This is a genomic window from Pseudomonas sp. M1 (assembly GCF_022760135.1).
Classification (GTDB): domain Bacteria; phylum Pseudomonadota; class Gammaproteobacteria; order Pseudomonadales; family Pseudomonadaceae; genus Pseudomonas; species Pseudomonas citronellolis.
In genome coordinates, this window is the sequence record NZ_CP094343.1 from 5,629,790 (window position 1) to 5,644,990 (window position 15,201).

Below are 15,201 nucleotides of genomic sequence, written 5' to 3' on the forward strand. Positions count from 1 at the left end.
AATTACACCATTAACCTGGATGCTTTCCAGTCCCCGACCCCGCCTACCCTCGGCAAATGGCCATCGGCTTACTACTCACGCACTCGTAGCCAAACCAGTACACGACCTTCGGATACCAAATATCGTCTTAGCAGGGCGTCCTACAGAGAGGCCAGGCAAACCAGGGAGCGCAACATCCTACCTTTCGCACCCCATGCAGGAGCGCGCCCTGCGCGCGAATCGCGGACGGAGTCCGCTCCTACAGCTCACCGTGAGGCGTGGCGTTCCGGCCCCCGCCGAGCACCAAAGAAAAAGCCCCGCCTAGGCGGGGCTTTTCACAACGCTGTCGCGATCAGATCGCGCCGCGCTGGCGCAGCAGGTCGAGGACCGCTTTCACGCCCTCTTCCACCGACTGGTGGTGGGTGTCGATCACCAGGTCGGCATCCAGCGGCACGTCGTAGGGGAAGGACTCGCCGGGGATGTTGTCCTGGCCGGCCGCGTACAGGCCCTGCGGGTCGCGCTCGCGGCAGACCTGCGGCGATGCCTGGACGTAGACGGTGATCAGGCGCTCGTCGCCGATCAGCGCCTTGGCCCGCTCGCGGCCTTCGGCGCTAGGGGCGACGAAGGCGCACAGGCTGATCAGCCCCGCTTCGTTGAACTGCCTGGCGACGTGGGCGGTGCGCAGCCAGTTCTCGGTGCGCCCGGCGCGGTCCTGCGGCAGGCCCTTGTTCAGGTCGTGGCGCAGGTTCTGGCCGTCCAGCACGTAGACCGCGCGGCCCATGTCGAACAGCTTGCGCTCCAGGGCGTAGGCCAGGGTGCTCTTGCCGGCGCCGGAGAGGCCGCTGAACAGCACCGTGGCCGGCTGCTGGCCGAAGCGCGCGGAGCGCTCCTCGCGGCTCACGTGGGCGCCCTGGCCGTGGTGGCTGGCATGGCTCTGGCCGGCCTGCGGCGCGGCGATGATCATGCCGGCGCCGACGGTGCCGTTGGTCAGCCGGTCGATGACGATGAAGGCGCCGGTGGTGCGGTTCTGCGCGTAGCCGTCGAGGGCGATGGGCGCATCCAGGCTGACCTTCACGCGGGCGATCTCGTTGAGCTTGAGTTCGCTGGCGGCGGTCTCTTCCAGGGTGTTCACGTCCACCTTGTGGGCGATGCTCGGGATCGAGCCCGGCACGTAGCTGGTGGCGCGCTTGATGTCGTATTTCTTGCCCGGGAGCATGGGCTCCTCGGCCATCCACACGAGCATGGCGTCGAAACCGTCGGTGACCAGCGGGCGGTTGTCGGCATGCACCAGCATGTCGCCGCGGGAGACGTCGATCTCGTCTTCCAGGGTCAGGGTGATGGCCTGGCCGGGGCCGGCGTGCTCCAGCTCGCCCTCGAAGGTGACGATGGACTTGACCTTGCTGCCCTTGCCCGACGGCAGTGCCACGACCTCGTCGCCCTTGCGCACGATGCCGCTGGCCAGCGTACCGGCGAAGCCGCGGAAGTTCAGGTTCGGGCGGTTGACGTACTGCACCGGGAAGCGCATGTCGTCCAGGTTGCGGTCGCCGGCGATCTCGACGGTCTCGAGGATTTCCATCAGCGACTGGCCGGTGTACCAGGGCGAACGCTCGGACTTGTTGACCACGTTGTCGCCCTTGAGCGCCGACATGGGCACGAAGTGCAGCGAGCTGGTCTTCAGGTTGATCTTCTCGGCGAACTGCAGGTAGTCGGCCTTGATCTGCTCGAAGACGCCCTGGTCGAAGTCCTTCAGGTCCATCTTGTTGATGGCCACGACTATGTGCTTGATGCCCAGCAAGGATGCGATGAAGCTGTGCCGGCGGGTCTGCGTCTGCACGCCGTAGCGGGCGTCGATCAGGATGATGGCCAGGTCGCAGGTGGACGCGCCGGTGGCCATGTTGCGGGTGTACTGCTCATGGCCGGGGGTGTCGGCGATGATGAACTTGCGCTTGGCGGTGCTGAAGTAGCGGTACGCCACGTCGATGGTGATGCCCTGCTCGCGCTCGGCCTGCAGGCCGTCGACCAGCAGCGCCAGGTCGACTTCGTCACCGGTGGTGCCGACCTTCTTGGAATCCTTGGTGATAGCTTCCAGATGGTCTTCGTAGATCATCTTGGAGTCGTGCAGCAGGCGCCCGATCAGGGTGCTCTTGCCATCGTCGACGTTGCCGCAGGTGAGGAAGCGCAGCAGTTCCTTGCGCTCGTGCTGGGCCAGGTAGGCGAGGATGTCCTCGCTGATCAGGTCAGACTGGTGGGACATGGTCTTTCTCTATCGCTGAAGGCTTGAGGCTGGAGGCTGAACGAACGAGCGCACCGAGCAAGCCGATAATTCATGGACGTTGAAGTCGTTTTAGAAGGCCGGAAAGCATCGCCGCGATGCGCTTGCATCGCTCGATCCAGTCCCGGCCGATCTCGGCCGATATGAAGCCGACTTCAACACCTATATAAATCTGAGTTCTCAACTCCGAGCACGAGCCCTTGGCCATGCTCAGAAAGTAGCGCTTTTCCTTGTCGCCATCCCGCGTCATGCCTTCGGCAATATTGCTGGGAACGGACAGGGCCGATCGGGTGATCTGATCCTTGAAACCGAAGTCTCGGCAGCCAGCCAGCGCCCGATAGACATCAACCGAAAGCCTTGCGGAGAGCTTCCATACATCGAGTCGTTCGAAATCCATTTCGTCCAGCCTCAAGCCTTCCAGCGCTTTTTTCGGCTTTTAAAAATACCCCTGCCGCTTCTTCTCTTCCATGGAACCTGCCTGGTCGTGGTCGATGACCCGGCCCTGGCGTTCGGAAGTGCGCGTCAGCAGCATTTCCTGGATGATTTCCGGCAGCGTGGTGGCGGTGGATTCCACCGCGCCGGTCAGCGGGTAGCAGCCCAGGGTACGGAAGCGCACCATCTTCTTCTGGATGCTGGCCTTCTGCTCGTCGCTGAGGTGCTCGAGGATGCGCTCGTCGTCGATCATGATCAGCGCGCCGTTCATCTCGATGACTTCGCGCTCGGCGGCGAAGTACAGCGGGACGATCGGGATCTGTTCCAGGTAGATGTATTGCCAGATGTCCAGCTCGGTCCAGTTGGACAGCGGGAAGACGCGGATCGACTCGCCCTTCTTCACCTTGCCGTTGTAGACGTTCCACAGCTCCGGGCGCTGGTTCTTCGGGTCCCAGCGGTGCTTGCTGTCGCGGAAGGAGTAGACGCGCTCCTTGGCGCGGGACTTCTCCTCGTCGCGGCGGGCGCCACCGAAGGCGGCGTCGAAGCCGTACTTGTCGAGCGCCTGCTTGAGGCCCTCGGTCTTCATGATGTCGGTGTGCTTGGCGCTGCCGTGGGTGAAGGGGTTGATGTCCTGGGCCACGCCATCGGGGTTGACGTGGGTGATCAGGTCCAGGCCCATCTCCTCGACCATCTTGTCGCGGAAGCGGTACATCTCCTGGAATTTCCAGCGGGTGTCGACGTGCATCACCGGGAACGGCAGCTTGCCGGGGAAGAAGGCCTTGCGCGCGAGATGCAGCATCACCGCGCTGTCCTTGCCGATCGAGTACAGCATCACCGGGTTGTCGAACTCGGCGGCCACCTCGCGGATGATGTGGATGCTTTCCGCCTCCAGCTGTTTCAGATGCGTCAGTTTGTCGACCATGGCTACTCACGGAATTGCTTATGGACGGCCTTCGGGCCGTAGACGAGGGCGCACTCTACCACAACGTCAGACTCTAACCGGGCGGCCACTTATACCGAAAGAATATACTCATATAGCCACTTGTCAGACCGCGCCAGCGCCCAGGAGACTAAGGCCCCGGGCCTGAGCGGGCGGATGGGGCGCGCCGCTGGAAACGAGATATCCACAGACGCCCGCCTCTCCGACGAACAGCCCTTCACCCGCAAAGCCGCCACCCGCCCCGGGCCCGGAAACAGATTCAGGAGGAAGCGCATCCCGCCCTCCGCTAGAGTAGGCCCCGGTAAGCGCCCCCATCTGCGCTACCCTATTCCTCATTCCCCACGCCCCAGCAGATTTCCCATGCGCCGCATCGCTCCGCTCCTGCCCCTGTTCCTCCTCATCGCCGCCTGCAGCAGCAAGCCCACCGCGCCGACGCCGGCAGCCGCCCCGCAGAAAAGCGCCGCCACCGGCACGACGCGCCTGTACACCCCGGCGAACCCGGTGCAGCCGATCCGCCCGCTGACCGGCGACTTCGCCAACAACCCCAACGCCCAGCGCTTCGTCGACCGGATGGTCAGCCTGCACGGCTTCGATCGCCAGCAGCTGCAGGACGTGCTGGGCCGCACCCAGCGCCTGGACTGGGTGATCCGCCTGATGGACCGCCAGGCGCCGACCTACCAGGCGCCTAGCGGGCCGAACGGCGCCTGGCTGCGCTACCGCAAGAAGTTCATCACCCCGGACAACGTCCAGAACGGCGTGGCCTTCTGGAACCAGTACGAAGACGCCCTCGAACGCGCCTCGAAGATCTACGGCGTGCCGCCGGAGATCATCGTCGGCATCATCGGCGTGGAAACCCGCTGGGGCCGGGTGATGGGCAAGACGCGGATCATGGATGCCCTGGCCACCCTGGCCTTCGACTACCCGCGGCGCGCCGACTTCTTCACCGGCGAGCTGGAGCAGTTCCTCCTGCTGGCGCGCAAGGAGCGCGACGACCCGCTGGCCCTGCGCGGCTCCTACGCCGGCGCCATGGGCTACGGCCAGTTCATGCCGACCTCGTTCGCCCGCTACGCGGTGGACTTCGATGGCGACGGCCACGTCGACCTGTGGGACCCGCAGGACGCCATCGGCAGCGTCGCCAACTATTTCCAGCAGCACGGCTGGGTCACCCACGACAGCATCGCCGTGCCAGCCAGCGGCCAGGCGCGCGGGCTCGAGGATGGCTTCAAGACGCAGTATCCGCTCCAGACGCTGAGCGCCGCCGGGCTGCGCCCGCAGGCCCCGCTGGGCAAGCACCAGAGCGCCAGCCTGCTGCGCCTGGACATGGGCCGCAACTACCAGTACTGGTACGGCCTGCCGAACTTCTACGTGATCACCCGCTACAACCACAGCACCCACTACGCGATGGCGGTCTGGCAGCTCGGCGCGGCCGTGGACCAGGCCCGGCGCCGCTACGCCTCGACGCCGTGAGCGCCCGCGGCGCTCAGGCGGGGTTCGGGCAGTCGATGAAGCGGTGCTCGACGCCGAAGCGCTCGGCCAGGTAGCGGCCCAGCGCCTGCACGCCGTAGCGCTCGGTGGCATGGTGGCCGGCGGCGATGAAGCTGATGCCGTTCTCGCGGGCGCTGTGCACCGTCTGCTCGGAAACCTCGCCGGTGAGGTAGGCGTCCACGCCCGCCGCGATGGCCTGGTCGATGTAGCCCTGGGCGCCGCCGGTGCACCAGGCGATGCGCCGGATCGGCCGCTCGCCTTCCACCAGCAGCGGCTCGCGGCCCAGCACCCGGGCCACGTGGGCGGCGAAATCGGCCGGCGCCACGGGTGCCGCGGGCGCGCCCAGCAGCACGATGGAACGCGGGTTGCCCGGCTCCAGCGGGCCTTCGATGTCCAGGCCGAGCTGCTGGCCCAGCTGCACGTTGTTGCCCACCTGCGGGTGCAGGTCCAGCGGCAGGTGGTAGGCGATCAGGCTGATGTCGTGGGCCAGCAGGGTCTTCAGGCGACGCTGCTTCATGCCCACCACGCAAGGGTTCTCGCCCTTCCAGAAGTAGCCATGGTGGACCAGCACCGCATCGGCCTGCGCGGCCACTGCCGCGTCCAGCAGCGCCTGGCTGGCGGTCACGCCGCTGACGATGCGCCGCACCTGCGGCCGGCCCTGCACCTGCAGGCCATTGGGGCAGTAGTCCTGGATGCGCGCGGCGTCCAGGTAGCGGTCGGCCTCTTCGACCAGCTCGGTCAGATCGATCGCCATCGAATTTCCTCCAGGCATTAGGGGAGACGGCTATTTTCTTGCCACGCCGCCCGTATAATGGCGGCCACCCTAGCGGCCTTCCCCAGGCCGAGCAACCCCCAAGGATCGTCCTCCGATGCTGAAGGCCCTGCGTTTTCTCGGCTGGCCCGCGCTTGTCGGCGTCTTGCTGGCGCTGCTGATCATCCAGCGTAACCCCGAATGGGTCGGCCTGCCCGAACAGGAAGTCCACCTGCAGCAGGCGCCCCTGCTCAGCCGCCTGCAGCAGGGCCCCGGAACCTATGCCGACGCCGTGACCCGCGCCGCGCCGGCGGTGGCCAACCTGTACACCACCAAGATGGTCAGCCGGCCGGGCAATTCGATGCTCGACGACCCGCTGTTCCGCCGCTTCTTCGGCGACAACCTGCCGCAGCAGAAGCGCATGGAGTCGAGCCTGGGCTCGGCGGTGATCATGAGCCCCGAGGGTTACCTGCTGACCAACAACCACGTCACCGCCGGCGCCGACCAGATAGTCGTGGCCCTGCGCGACGGCCGCGAAACCACGGCGCGCCTGGTCGGCAGCGACCCGGAAACGGACCTTGCGGTGCTCAAGATCGACCTCAAGGACCTGCCGGTGATGACCCTCGGCCGCTCCGACGGCATCCGCACCGGCGACGTCTGCCTGGCCATCGGCAACCCCTTCGGCGTGGGCCAGACGGTGACCATGGGCATCATCAGCGCCACCGGCCGCAACCAGCTGGGGCTGAACACCTACGAGGACTTCATCCAGACCGACGCGGCGATCAACCCGGGCAACTCCGGCGGCGCCCTGGTCGACGCCAGCGGCAACCTGGTGGGCATCAACACCGCCATCTTCTCCAAGTCCGGCGGCTCCCAGGGCATCGGCTTCGCCATCCCGATCAAGCTGGCGCTGGAGGTGATGAAGTCGATCGTCGAGCACGGCTCGGTGATCCGCGGCTGGCTGGGCGTCGAGGTGCAGCCGCTGACGCCGGAGCTGGCCGAGTCCTTCGGCCTGCAGGACCAGGGCGGGGTGGTGGTCGCCGGCGTCTACCGCGACGGCCCGGCCGCCCAGTCCGGCATGCAGCCGGGCGACATCATCCTCGACATCGACGGCAAGAAGGCCGCCGACGGCCGCACCGCGATGAACCAGGTGGCGCGCACCAAGCCGGGCGAGAAGATCAGCATCCAGGTGCTGCGCAACGGCAAGCACGTCACCCTGGAGGCGGAAGTGGGCCTGCGCCCGCCGCCCACTCCGCCGGTGCAGCAGCCGCAGCAGCAGTAACGAAGAACGGCGCCCGAGGGCGCCGTTGCTTTTTCCGCCGGGCGTGGCTCAGAGCCGCGTGCGCAGGGCGTCCAGCAGCGCCTGGTTCTGCTCCTCGGTGCCGATGCTGATGCGCAGGAACTGGGCGATGCGCGCCTGCTTGAAGTGGCGGACGATCACACCCTGCTCGCGCAGGCCGGCGGCCAGTTCGGCGGCGTCGTGCTGCGGGTGGCGGGCGAAGATGAAGTTGGCCGCCGACGGCAGCACCTCGAAGCCCATGCCGCTCAGTTCGCCGACCAGCTTCTCGCGGCTGTCGATCACCGCCTGGCAGGTGCGCTGGAAGTACTCGCGGTCCTCGAAGGCGGCGATGGCGCCGGCCTGGGCCACGCGGTCCAGCGGGTAGGAGTTGAAGCTGTTCTTGACCCGCTCCAGGGCCTCGATCAGGTCCTCGTGGCCGACCGCCAGGCCGACGCGCAGCCCGGCCAGGGAGCGCGACTTGGACAGCGTCTGCGCCACCAGCAGGTTCGGGTAGCGCTCCACCAGGCCGATGGCCGTCTCGCCGCCGAAGTCGACGTAGGCCTCGTCCACCAGCACCACGCTGTCCGGGTTGGCCAGCAGCAGGCGCTCGATGGCGTCCAGCGGCAGCAGGCAGCCGGTCGGCGCATTGGGGTTGGGGAAGATGATCCCGGCGTTGGGGCGGGCGTAGTCCTCGACGCGGATCTGGAACTGCTCGTCCAGCGCCAGCGCCTCGAAGGGAATGCCGTAGAGGCCGCAGTACACCGGGTAGAAGCTGTAGGTCACGTCGGGGAACAGCAGCGGCCGGCCGTCGTGCTGGAACAGCGCGTGGAAGGCGTGGGCCAGCACCTCGTCGGAGCCGTTGCCGACGAACACCTGGCCCGGGCGCACGCCGTAGTAGTCGGCGATGGTCTGCTTCAGGCGCTCGGCGTTGGGGTCCGGGTATAGCCGCAGGGCGTCGCCCAGCTCGGCCTGCATGGCGGCCAGCGCCTTGGGCGACGGGCCGTAGGGGTTCTCGTTGGTGTTCAGCTTGACCAGCCTGGCCAGTTTGGGTTGCTCACCCGGCACGTAGGGCACCAGGTCCTTGACGAAGGGGCTCCAGAACTTGCTCATCGCCCTCTCTCCTTTAAAAGATTCGCTGAAGGCTGGAGGGCTGGAGGCTGAACGAAAAGGCGAAACCCACTTCGTCCAGCCTCAAGCTTCCAGCGGCTTTTATCGGTTTTTATCGGCTTTTCAGCCCTTGATCCGGTATTCGGCGCTGCGCGCGTGGGCGGTCAGCGACTCGCCGCGAGCCAGGACCGAAGCGGTCTTGCCGAGCACCGAGGCGCCGTCGGCCGAGCAGAAGATGATCGACGAGCGCTTCTGGAAGTCATACACGCCCAGCGGCGAGGAGAAGCGCGCGGTGCCGGAGGTGGGCAGCACGTGGTTCGGGCCCGCGCAGTAGTCGCCCAGGGCCTCGGCGGTGTAGCGGCCCATGAAGATGGCGCCGGCGTGGCGGATGTTCGGCAGCCAGCTTTCCGGGTCGGCCACCGACAGCTCCAGGTGCTCCGGGGCGATGCGGTTGGCCACCTGGCAGGCCTGGGCCTGGTCGGCGACCTGGATCAGCGCGCCGCGGTTGCCCAGCGAGGTGCGGATGATCTCGGCGCGCTCCATGGTCGGCAGCAGCTTCTCGATACTGGCGGCGACCTTGTCGAGGAAGGCCGCGTCCGGGCTGACCAGGATCGACTGGGCGTCCTCGTCGTGCTCGGCCTGGGAGAACAGGTCCATGGCGATCCAGTCCGGGTCGGTGCCGCCGTCGCAGACCACGAGGATTTCCGAGGGGCCGGCGATCATGTCGATGCCCACCTGGCCGAATACGTGGCGCTTGGCGGTGGCCACGTAGATGTTGCCCGGGCCGACGATCTTGTCCACCTGGGGCACGCTCTCGGTGCCATAGGCCAGCGCGGCCACGGCCTGGGCGCCGCCGATGGTGAAGACGCGGTCGACGCCGGCGATGCAGGCGGCGGCGAGGACGATCTCGTTGATCTCGCCACGCGGCGTCGGCACTACCATCACCACTTCGGCGACGCCGGCGACCTTCGCTGGAATCGCGTTCATCAGCACCGAAGACGGATAGGAAGCCTTGCCGCCGGGCACGTACAGGCCGGCGCGGTCCAGCGGGGTGACCTGCTGGCCGAGCACGGTGCCGTCGGCCTCGGTGTAGCGCCAGGAGTCCTGCTTCTGCTTCTCGTGGTAGCTGCGCACGCGCTCGGCGGCGGTTTCCAGCGCCTCGCGCTGGGCCGGGGTGATGCGCGTCAGGGCCAGTTCCAGGCGCTCGCGCGGCAGGATCAGGTCGGCCATGCTGGCGACCGCGAGGCCGTCGAAGCGCTGGGTGAGCTCGACCAGGGCGGCGTCGCCACGGCTGCGCACGTCGGCGATGATGTCCAGCACGCGCTGGTTCACGGCGTCGTCGGACACGCTTTCCCAGGACAGCAGATGGTCCAGATGACGCGCGAAGTCCGGATCGGCGGCGTTGAGTCGACGGATGGCGAAAGGTGCGGTCATAGCTGGCCTCTTTAATTGGCGTGATCTCGGGCGCCGCTAGACTAGCAAGCCCACCGTGCGGGCACCCGAGAAAATTTGGCTATGACACGGATAGGCGGGCGCGGCGGGAAGGCCGCGCAGGGAATTACGCCCGGTGTCGAGACTCCACCGCTTCACGCAGAGTGTCGATCAGGGCCTGGATGCGCGCGTGCTGCATCTTCATCGAGGCCTTGTTGACGATCAGCCGCGAGCTGATGTGGGCGATCAGCTCCTGGGGTTCCAGGCCGTTGGCGCGCAGGGTGTTGCCGGTGTCGACCACGTCGATGATCTTGTCGGCCAGGCCGACCAGCGGCGCCAGCTCCATGGAGCCGTACAGCTTGATCACCTCGACCTGGCGGCCCTGCTCGGCGTAGTAGCGCTTGGCCACGTTGACGAACTTGGTGGCCACCCGCAGGCGCCCCTTGGGCTCGGCCGCGCCGACCGCGCCGGCGGTCATCAGCTTGCAGTTGGCGATCTTCAGGTCCAGCGGCTCGTACAGCCCCTGGCCGCCGTATTCGAGCAGCACGTCCTTGCCGGCCACGCCGAGGTCGGCGGCGCCGTGCTCGACGTAGGTCGGCACGTCGGTGGCGCGGACGATCAGCAGGCGCACGTCGTCGAGGCTGGTGGGGATGATCAGCTTGCGGCTCTTGTCCGGGTTCTCGGTCGGCACAATGCCTGCCGCTGCGAGCAGCGGCAGGGTGTCATCGAGGATCCGGCCCTTGGACAGGGCGATGGTCAGCATGTCTGGTCAGCCCTAGCCCGGTACGCGGCGGATCTTGGCGCCGAGCAGTTGCAGCTTCTCTTCGATGCACTCGTAGCCACGGTCGATGTGGTAGATGCGGTCGATCAGGGTGTCGCCCTCGGCCACAAGGCCAGCGATCACCAGGCTGGCGGAAGCGCGCAGGTCGGTGGCCATGACCGGGGCGCCCTTGAGCTGCGGCACGCCGGTGACGATGGCGGTGTTGCCCTCGACGAGAATCTGCGCGCCCATGCGGTTCATCTCGTAGACATGCATGAAGCGGTTCTCGAACACGGTCTCGATCACTGCGCCGGTGCCTTCGGCCACGGCGTTCAGCGAGATGAACTGGGCCTGCATGTCGGTGGGGAACGCCGGGTACGGCGCGGTGCGGATGTTCACCGCCTTCGGCCGGTTGCCCTTCATGTCCAGCTCGATCCAGTCGTTGCCGGTGTTGATGTGCGCACCGGCCTCTTCCAGCTTCAGCAGCACCGCCTCGAGGATGGTCGGGTCGGTGTCCTTGAGCTTGACGCGGCCACCGGTGGCGGCGGCGGCGACCAGGTAGGTGCCGGTCTCGATGCGGTCGGGCAGCACGTTGTACTTGGCGCCGCCCAGGCGCTTCACGCCGTCGATGACGATGGTGTCGGTGCCGGCGCCCTGGATCTGCGCGCCCATGGCGATCAGGCAGTTGGCCAGGTCGACCACTTCCGGCTCGCGGGCGGCGTTTTCCAGCACGGTGCGGCCGTTGGCCAGGGCCGCGGCCATCATGATGTTCTCGGTGCCGGTCACGGACACGGTATCGAAGAAGAAGTGCGCGCCACGCAGGCCGCCGGCCGGAGCCTTGGCCTTGATGTAGCCGCCCTCGACGGTGATCTGCGCGCCCATGGCCTCGAGGCCGCGGATGTGCAGGTCGACCGGACGCGAACCGATGGCGCAGCCGCCGGGCAGGGCCACTTCGGCCTCGCCGAAGCGCGCGACCATGGGGCCGAGCACCAGGATCGAGGCGCGCATGGTCTTCACCAATTCATAGGGCGCGACCAGGGTCCTGATGCTGTTGGCGTCGACTTCGACGTTGAGCTTCTCGTTGATCACCGGCTGCACGCCCATGCGACCGAACAGCTCGATCATGGTGGTGATGTCGTGCAGGTGCGGCAGGTTGCACACGGTGACCGGAGTATCCGCCAGCAGGGTGGCGGCAAGGATCGGCAGCGCGGAGTTCTTGGCGCCGGAGATGCGGATTTCGCCGTCGAGACGGGAACCGCCGGTAATGATCAGTTTGTCCATAGCAGGTATATCCCCGGCGGCTCAGGAACGCTCGGCCCAGGCGGCGCGGCTGAAGAATTTCATGGTCACGGCATGGATGGCGCCACTGGCGATCCATTCGTTAAGGTGCGCGTAGATCTGCTGCTGACGTTTCACCGGGCTCAGACCGGCCAGTTCGTCACTGATCAGGTTCAGCTGGAAGTTGCAGCCTTCGCCTTCCACTTCGACCTGGGTACCCGGGAGCTTGGCTTCCAGGATGTTCTTGACTTCAATCGCCTGCATGCTCGACCTCGATCGGCGCTCAACGCGCGCGGGCCGGCAATGATACAAAAAAGCCCCCCGCCTGCGAACCCCGCCAGGGGAAGTCGCGGACGGAGGGCCTTTCGAGCGCCCCGATCAGCCCTGCAGCGGCAGGATGCCGTCGAGGTCGCTGACCTTGGCGATGTCTTGCATGTCTTTCGGCAAGCCGCGGACCTGCAGGCTCTTGCCCGCCTGCTGCGCATCGCGCAGGAAGGCCAGCAGCAGCGACAGGCCGACGCTGCTGGACTTCTCCACCGCCGAACAATCCACCACCAGCTGCTGGGCGCCGCTCGCGGCGATCAGGGCCTTGCCCTGCTCGCGCAGCTGCGTGCCGCTGCGGTAGTCGAGCACCCCGGCCAGGCGCAGCTCGCCGGCCGCGCCCTCGCTGATGCTGGCGGCGCTGGTCATTGCGCGCCACCCTCGTCCGGGTTGCCCTTGGCGGCATCCTTGGCATGGGCGACCACCTGGTCCCAACCGGCGATGGTCTTCTCCAGGTCGTTGCCGTTCTTCTGCATGGAGTCGGCGAACTGGTCGCGGAACAGCTTGCCGATGTTGATGCCGTTGATGATCACGTTGCGCAGGCGCCAGGTCCCCGACTGGTTGACCATGGTGTACTGCACCGGATAGACGGTGCCCTTGCTGTCACGGATCTCCATGTTCACGCTGGAGCGCTCCGGGTCCTGCTTGCCGGTGGACGGCAGCACGCGGATGTCCTGGTTGTCGTACTCGAGCAGGGCGTTGCCGTAGAACTGCATCAGGCTGTTCTTGAACACCGTCTCGAAGCGCTTGATCTGCTCCGGGGAGGCCTGGCGCGAATACTTGACGGTCATCACGCCCCTGGCGATGCCCTCGGAGTCCACCACCGGGCCGAGGATGCGGTCCAGGGCGGCGTAGAGCTGCTTGGGATCGGCGCGGTAGGCCGGCTTGTTGGCCTTGAGGTCGGACAGCAGGTTGTCGACGGTCTGCTGCACCACCTGCTGCGCATTCGGCGCGGCGTTGGCGATCAGCGGCAGTGCTGCGAGCAGGACCAGCAGGCCGCGGCGCAGGAGAGTCAGCATGGCGTTCATCCTCATCATCGTCATTGCTTCTTGGGCTCTTCTTTATTGACCGAGTTCAACAGGAACTTGCCGATCAGGTCCTCCAGCACCAGCGCGGACTGGGTGTCGTGGATGACGCCGCCGTCCGTGAGCATCTTGTCGTCGCCGCCGACGCTGATGCCGATGTATTTCTCGCCCAGCAGGCCTGCGGTGAGGATAGACGCGGTGGAGTCGTCCGGCAGGTTGTTGACGCTCTTGTTGATTTCCATGGTCACCCGGCCACGGTAGCTGTCGTGGTCCAGGTCCACGGCGACCACCTTGCCGATGGTCACGCCGGCCATGGTCACCTTGCCGCGCACGGTCACGCCGGCGACGTTGTCGAAGTAGGCATACAGCTGGTAGGTGTCATTGGAATGCCCGATGGTCAGGCCGCTGACACGCAGCGCCAGCAGCAGCAGGGCCAGCAGGCCGCCGAGAAGAAACAGGCCTACACCGATTTCCAGGGTGCGGGTTTGCATCAGAAGTCTCCAAACATCAAAGCGGTCAGTATGAAGTCCAGCCCCAGTACCGCCAGGGAGGCATAGACCACGGTTCGAGTCGTTGCGCGGCTGATCCCTTCGGAGGTCGGCTCGCAGTCATAGCCCTGGAACACGGCGATCCAGGTCACCACGAAGGCGAACACCACGCTCTTGATCACGCCATTGAGCACATCCTCGCCGAATTGCACGCTGTTCTGCATGTTCGACCAGAAGGAACCCTCGTATACGCCCAGCCAGTCGACGGCGACGGCGGCGCCGCCCCAGATGCCGACCACGCTGAAGATCGCCGCCAGCAGCGGCATCGAAATGAAGCCGGCCCACAGGCGCGGCGCGATCACGTAGCGCAGCGGGTCGACGCCGATCATCTCCAGACTGGAGAGCTGCTCGGTGGATTTCATGTTGCCGATCTCGGCGGTCAGCGCGGAACCGGCGCGGCCGGCGAACAGCAGGCCGGTCACCACCGGGCCCAGTTCGCGCAGCAGGGTCAGGGCCACCATCTGTCCCACCGCCTGCTCCGAACCATAGTCCTTGAGGATGTTGTAGCCCTGCAGGGCCAGCACCATGCCGATGAAGACGCCCGAAACCACGATGATCGCCAGCGACAGCACGCCCACCGAGTACAGCTGCTTGACCAGCAGTTGGCCCATGCCGCCGGGCACCCGGCGGCCGAGCATGGCGTGGCCGAGGAACAGCGTGGAACGGCCGAGCGCCTCGAGCACGTCGAGGCCCGACCGCCCGAGCAGGCGAATCCGCTCGAGCAGTGAAGTCTTGCGCATCAGCGTTCCCCCAGCAGGTCGGCGCGATAGTCGCGCGCGGGATAGTGGAAGGGCACCGGACCATCCGGAATCCCCTTCATGAACTGGCGCACGCGCGGATCGTCGAGCTCCTTGAGCTCCGCCGGCGTGCCCTGCCCCAGCACCTTGCCGTCGCCGACGATATAGATGTAGTCGGCGATGCTGGCGGTTTCCGCCAGGTCGTGGGAGACCACGATGCTGGTGATGCCCAGGGCATCGTTGAGCAGGCGGATCAGCCGCACCAGCACGCCCATGGCGATCGGGTCCTGGCCGACGAAGGGTTCGTCGTACATGAGGATCTGCGGGTCCAGGGCGATCGCCCGGGCCAGCGCCACGCGGCGCTTCATGCCGCCGGACAGCTCGTCCGGCATCAGCTCCAGCGCCCCGCGCAGGCCCACGGCCTGCAGCTTCATCAGGACGATGTCGCGGATCATCTCCTCGGGCAGGTCGGTGTGCACCCGCAGCGGGAAGGCGACGTTCTCGAACACGTCCAGGTCGGTGAACAGCGCGCCGCTCTGGAACAGCACGCCGAACTGCTTGCGCAGGTCGAACAGGTCGGCGCGGGCCAGCTTCGGCAGGTTCTGCCCGTTGACCATGACGTCGCCCTTGACCGGGCGCAGCTGTGCGGCGATCAGGCGCAGCAAGGTGGTCTTGCCGCAACCCGACGGCCCCATGATGCCGGTGACCTTGCCGCGCGGAATACGGATATCCACGTTGTCGAAGATGGCGCGGGTACCGCGCTTGAAGGTGACCCCCTTCAGCTCGACAGCGTATTTTTCATCGGTGCTCATAGAACTCCTTGCATGACGGCCCTGTCCCTGCAATGCCCCGTCGA

General features: G+C 66.5%; 16 protein-coding genes. 2 read left to right on the plus strand and 14 right to left on the minus strand.

What is annotated here, in order from left to right; translation table 11 throughout:
- Positions 1-331: 331 nt before the first annotated feature.
- From cysN to cysD, 3 genes are all read right to left on the minus strand, one after another.
- Positions 332-2,233 carry a sulfate adenylyltransferase subunit CysN gene (cysN, locus tag PM1_RS24880; protein WP_009617857.1) on the minus strand — a complete coding sequence of 634 codons (1,902 nt, stop codon included), beginning with the start codon at positions 2,231-2,233 and terminating at the stop codon, positions 332-334.
- A gap of 70 nt (positions 2,234-2,303) precedes the next feature.
- On the minus strand, positions 2,304-2,648 hold the full coding sequence (locus PM1_RS24885) for a four helix bundle protein (protein ID WP_009617855.1): 345 nt from the start codon (positions 2,646-2,648) through the stop codon (positions 2,304-2,306).
- Positions 2,649-2,687: 39 nt separating this feature from the next.
- Positions 2,688-3,605: a sulfate adenylyltransferase subunit CysD gene (gene cysD, locus PM1_RS24890; RefSeq protein WP_009617853.1), complete on the minus strand. Its 918-nt coding sequence runs from the start codon at positions 3,603-3,605 to the stop codon at positions 2,688-2,690.
- Between the two features lie 378 nt (positions 3,606-3,983).
- On the opposite strand from cysD, the gene mltB reads away from it, so the two are divergent.
- On the plus strand, positions 3,984-5,090 hold the full coding sequence (gene mltB, locus PM1_RS24895) for a lytic murein transglycosylase B (protein ID WP_009617845.1): 1,107 nt from the start codon (positions 3,984-3,986) through the stop codon (positions 5,088-5,090).
- A 13-nt stretch (positions 5,091-5,103) separates the two neighbouring features.
- Here the strand turns inward: mltB and PM1_RS24900 are convergent, their stop codons facing one another.
- Complete coding sequence (locus PM1_RS24900; RefSeq protein WP_009617844.1) at positions 5,104-5,862, minus strand: Nif3-like dinuclear metal center hexameric protein; 759 nt, start codon at positions 5,860-5,862, stop codon at positions 5,104-5,106.
- Positions 5,863-5,977: 115 nt separating this feature from the next.
- On the opposite strand from PM1_RS24900, the gene algW reads away from it, so the two are divergent.
- The gene (gene algW / locus PM1_RS24905; protein ID WP_009617842.1) at positions 5,978-7,141 is read left to right on the plus strand and encodes a Do family serine endopeptidase AlgW; all 1,164 of its coding nucleotides are present in this window, start codon (positions 5,978-5,980) and stop codon (positions 7,139-7,141) included.
- A 48-nt stretch (positions 7,142-7,189) separates the two neighbouring features.
- Here the strand turns inward: algW and hisC are convergent, their stop codons facing one another.
- The 10 genes from hisC to PM1_RS24955 form a co-directional block, all read right to left on the minus strand.
- Entirely contained in the window at positions 7,190-8,248 is a 1,059-nt protein-coding gene (hisC, locus tag PM1_RS24910) for a histidinol-phosphate transaminase (RefSeq protein ID WP_009617840.1), read from the minus strand.
- A gap of 120 nt (positions 8,249-8,368) precedes the next feature.
- Positions 8,369-9,679 carry a histidinol dehydrogenase gene (hisD, locus tag PM1_RS24915; RefSeq protein WP_009617836.1) on the minus strand — a complete coding sequence of 437 codons (1,311 nt, stop codon included), beginning with the start codon at positions 9,677-9,679 and terminating at the stop codon, positions 8,369-8,371.
- Positions 9,680-9,803: 124 nt separating this feature from the next.
- Complete coding sequence (gene hisG / locus PM1_RS24920) at positions 9,804-10,439, minus strand: ATP phosphoribosyltransferase (protein ID WP_009617828.1); 636 nt, start codon at positions 10,437-10,439, stop codon at positions 9,804-9,806.
- A gap of 12 nt (positions 10,440-10,451) precedes the next feature.
- Positions 10,452-11,717: a UDP-N-acetylglucosamine 1-carboxyvinyltransferase gene (gene murA / locus PM1_RS24925; RefSeq protein WP_009617826.1), complete on the minus strand. Its 1,266-nt coding sequence runs from the start codon at positions 11,715-11,717 to the stop codon at positions 10,452-10,454.
- A gap of 21 nt (positions 11,718-11,738) precedes the next feature.
- The gene (locus PM1_RS24930) at positions 11,739-11,978 is read right to left on the minus strand and encodes a BolA family protein (protein ID WP_009617824.1); all 240 of its coding nucleotides are present in this window, start codon (positions 11,976-11,978) and stop codon (positions 11,739-11,741) included.
- Positions 11,979-12,092: 114 nt separating this feature from the next.
- Positions 12,093-12,404: an STAS domain-containing protein gene (locus tag PM1_RS24935; protein ID WP_009617822.1), complete on the minus strand. Its 312-nt coding sequence runs from the start codon at positions 12,402-12,404 to the stop codon at positions 12,093-12,095.
- A complete protein-coding gene (locus PM1_RS24940) occupies positions 12,401-13,054 on the minus strand; it encodes an MlaC/ttg2D family ABC transporter substrate-binding protein (protein ID WP_009617819.1) in 654 nt (217 codons plus the stop codon). Before PM1_RS24940 ends, PM1_RS24935 begins: the two co-directional genes overlap by 4 nt.
- A 20-nt stretch (positions 13,055-13,074) precedes the next feature.
- The gene (gene mlaD / locus PM1_RS24945) at positions 13,075-13,551 is read right to left on the minus strand and encodes an outer membrane lipid asymmetry maintenance protein MlaD (protein WP_009617817.1); all 477 of its coding nucleotides are present in this window, start codon (positions 13,549-13,551) and stop codon (positions 13,075-13,077) included.
- A complete protein-coding gene (gene mlaE, locus PM1_RS24950) occupies positions 13,551-14,348 on the minus strand; it encodes a lipid asymmetry maintenance ABC transporter permease subunit MlaE (protein ID WP_009617815.1) in 798 nt (265 codons plus the stop codon). The genes mlaD and mlaE overlap by 1 nt, the downstream gene beginning before the upstream one ends.
- Positions 14,348-15,157, minus strand: a complete 810-nt coding sequence (locus PM1_RS24955) for an ATP-binding cassette domain-containing protein (RefSeq protein WP_009617813.1) — start codon at positions 15,155-15,157, stop codon at positions 14,348-14,350. Before PM1_RS24955 ends, mlaE begins: the two co-directional genes overlap by 1 nt.
- Between the last annotated feature and the right edge of the window lie 44 nt (positions 15,158-15,201).

Bases quoted from the DNA above. Each gene is read 5' to 3' on its own strand.
- cysD (WP_009617853.1), bottom strand. From the start codon at position 3,605: ATGGTCGACAAACTGACGCATCTGAAACAGCTGGAGGCGGAAAGCATC.
- hisC (WP_009617840.1), bottom strand. From the start codon at position 8,248: ATGAGCAAGTTCTGGAGCCCCTTCGTCAAGGACCTGGTGCCCTACGTG.
- PM1_RS24935 (WP_009617822.1), bottom strand. From the start codon at position 12,404: ATGACCAGCGCCGCCAGCATCAGCGAGGGCGCGGCCGGCGAGCTGCGC.
- PM1_RS24940 (WP_009617819.1), bottom strand. From the start codon at position 13,054: ATGCTGACTCTCCTGCGCCGCGGCCTGCTGGTCCTGCTCGCAGCACTG.
- hisG (WP_009617828.1), bottom strand. From the start codon at position 10,439: ATGCTGACCATCGCCCTGTCCAAGGGCCGGATCCTCGATGACACCCTG.
- algW (WP_009617842.1), top strand. From the start codon at position 5,978: ATGCTGAAGGCCCTGCGTTTTCTCGGCTGGCCCGCGCTTGTCGGCGTC.
- PM1_RS24885 (WP_009617855.1), bottom strand. From the start codon at position 2,648: ATGGATTTCGAACGACTCGATGTATGGAAGCTCTCCGCAAGGCTTTCG.
- PM1_RS24900 (WP_009617844.1), bottom strand. From the start codon at position 5,862: ATGGCGATCGATCTGACCGAGCTGGTCGAAGAGGCCGACCGCTACCTG.
- mlaD (WP_009617817.1), bottom strand. From the start codon at position 13,551: ATGCAAACCCGCACCCTGGAAATCGGTGTAGGCCTGTTTCTTCTCGGC.
- cysN (WP_009617857.1), bottom strand. From the start codon at position 2,233: ATGTCCCACCAGTCTGACCTGATCAGCGAGGACATCCTCGCCTACCTG.
- mltB (WP_009617845.1), top strand. From the start codon at position 3,984: ATGCGCCGCATCGCTCCGCTCCTGCCCCTGTTCCTCCTCATCGCCGCC.
- hisD (WP_009617836.1), bottom strand. From the start codon at position 9,679: ATGACCGCACCTTTCGCCATCCGTCGACTCAACGCCGCCGATCCGGAC.
- mlaE (WP_009617815.1), bottom strand. From the start codon at position 14,348: ATGCGCAAGACTTCACTGCTCGAGCGGATTCGCCTGCTCGGGCGGTCG.
- murA (WP_009617826.1), bottom strand. From the start codon at position 11,717: ATGGACAAACTGATCATTACCGGCGGTTCCCGTCTCGACGGCGAAATC.
- PM1_RS24930 (WP_009617824.1), bottom strand. From the start codon at position 11,978: ATGCAGGCGATTGAAGTCAAGAACATCCTGGAAGCCAAGCTCCCGGGT.
- PM1_RS24955 (WP_009617813.1), bottom strand. From the start codon at position 15,157: ATGAGCACCGATGAAAAATACGCTGTCGAGCTGAAGGGGGTCACCTTC.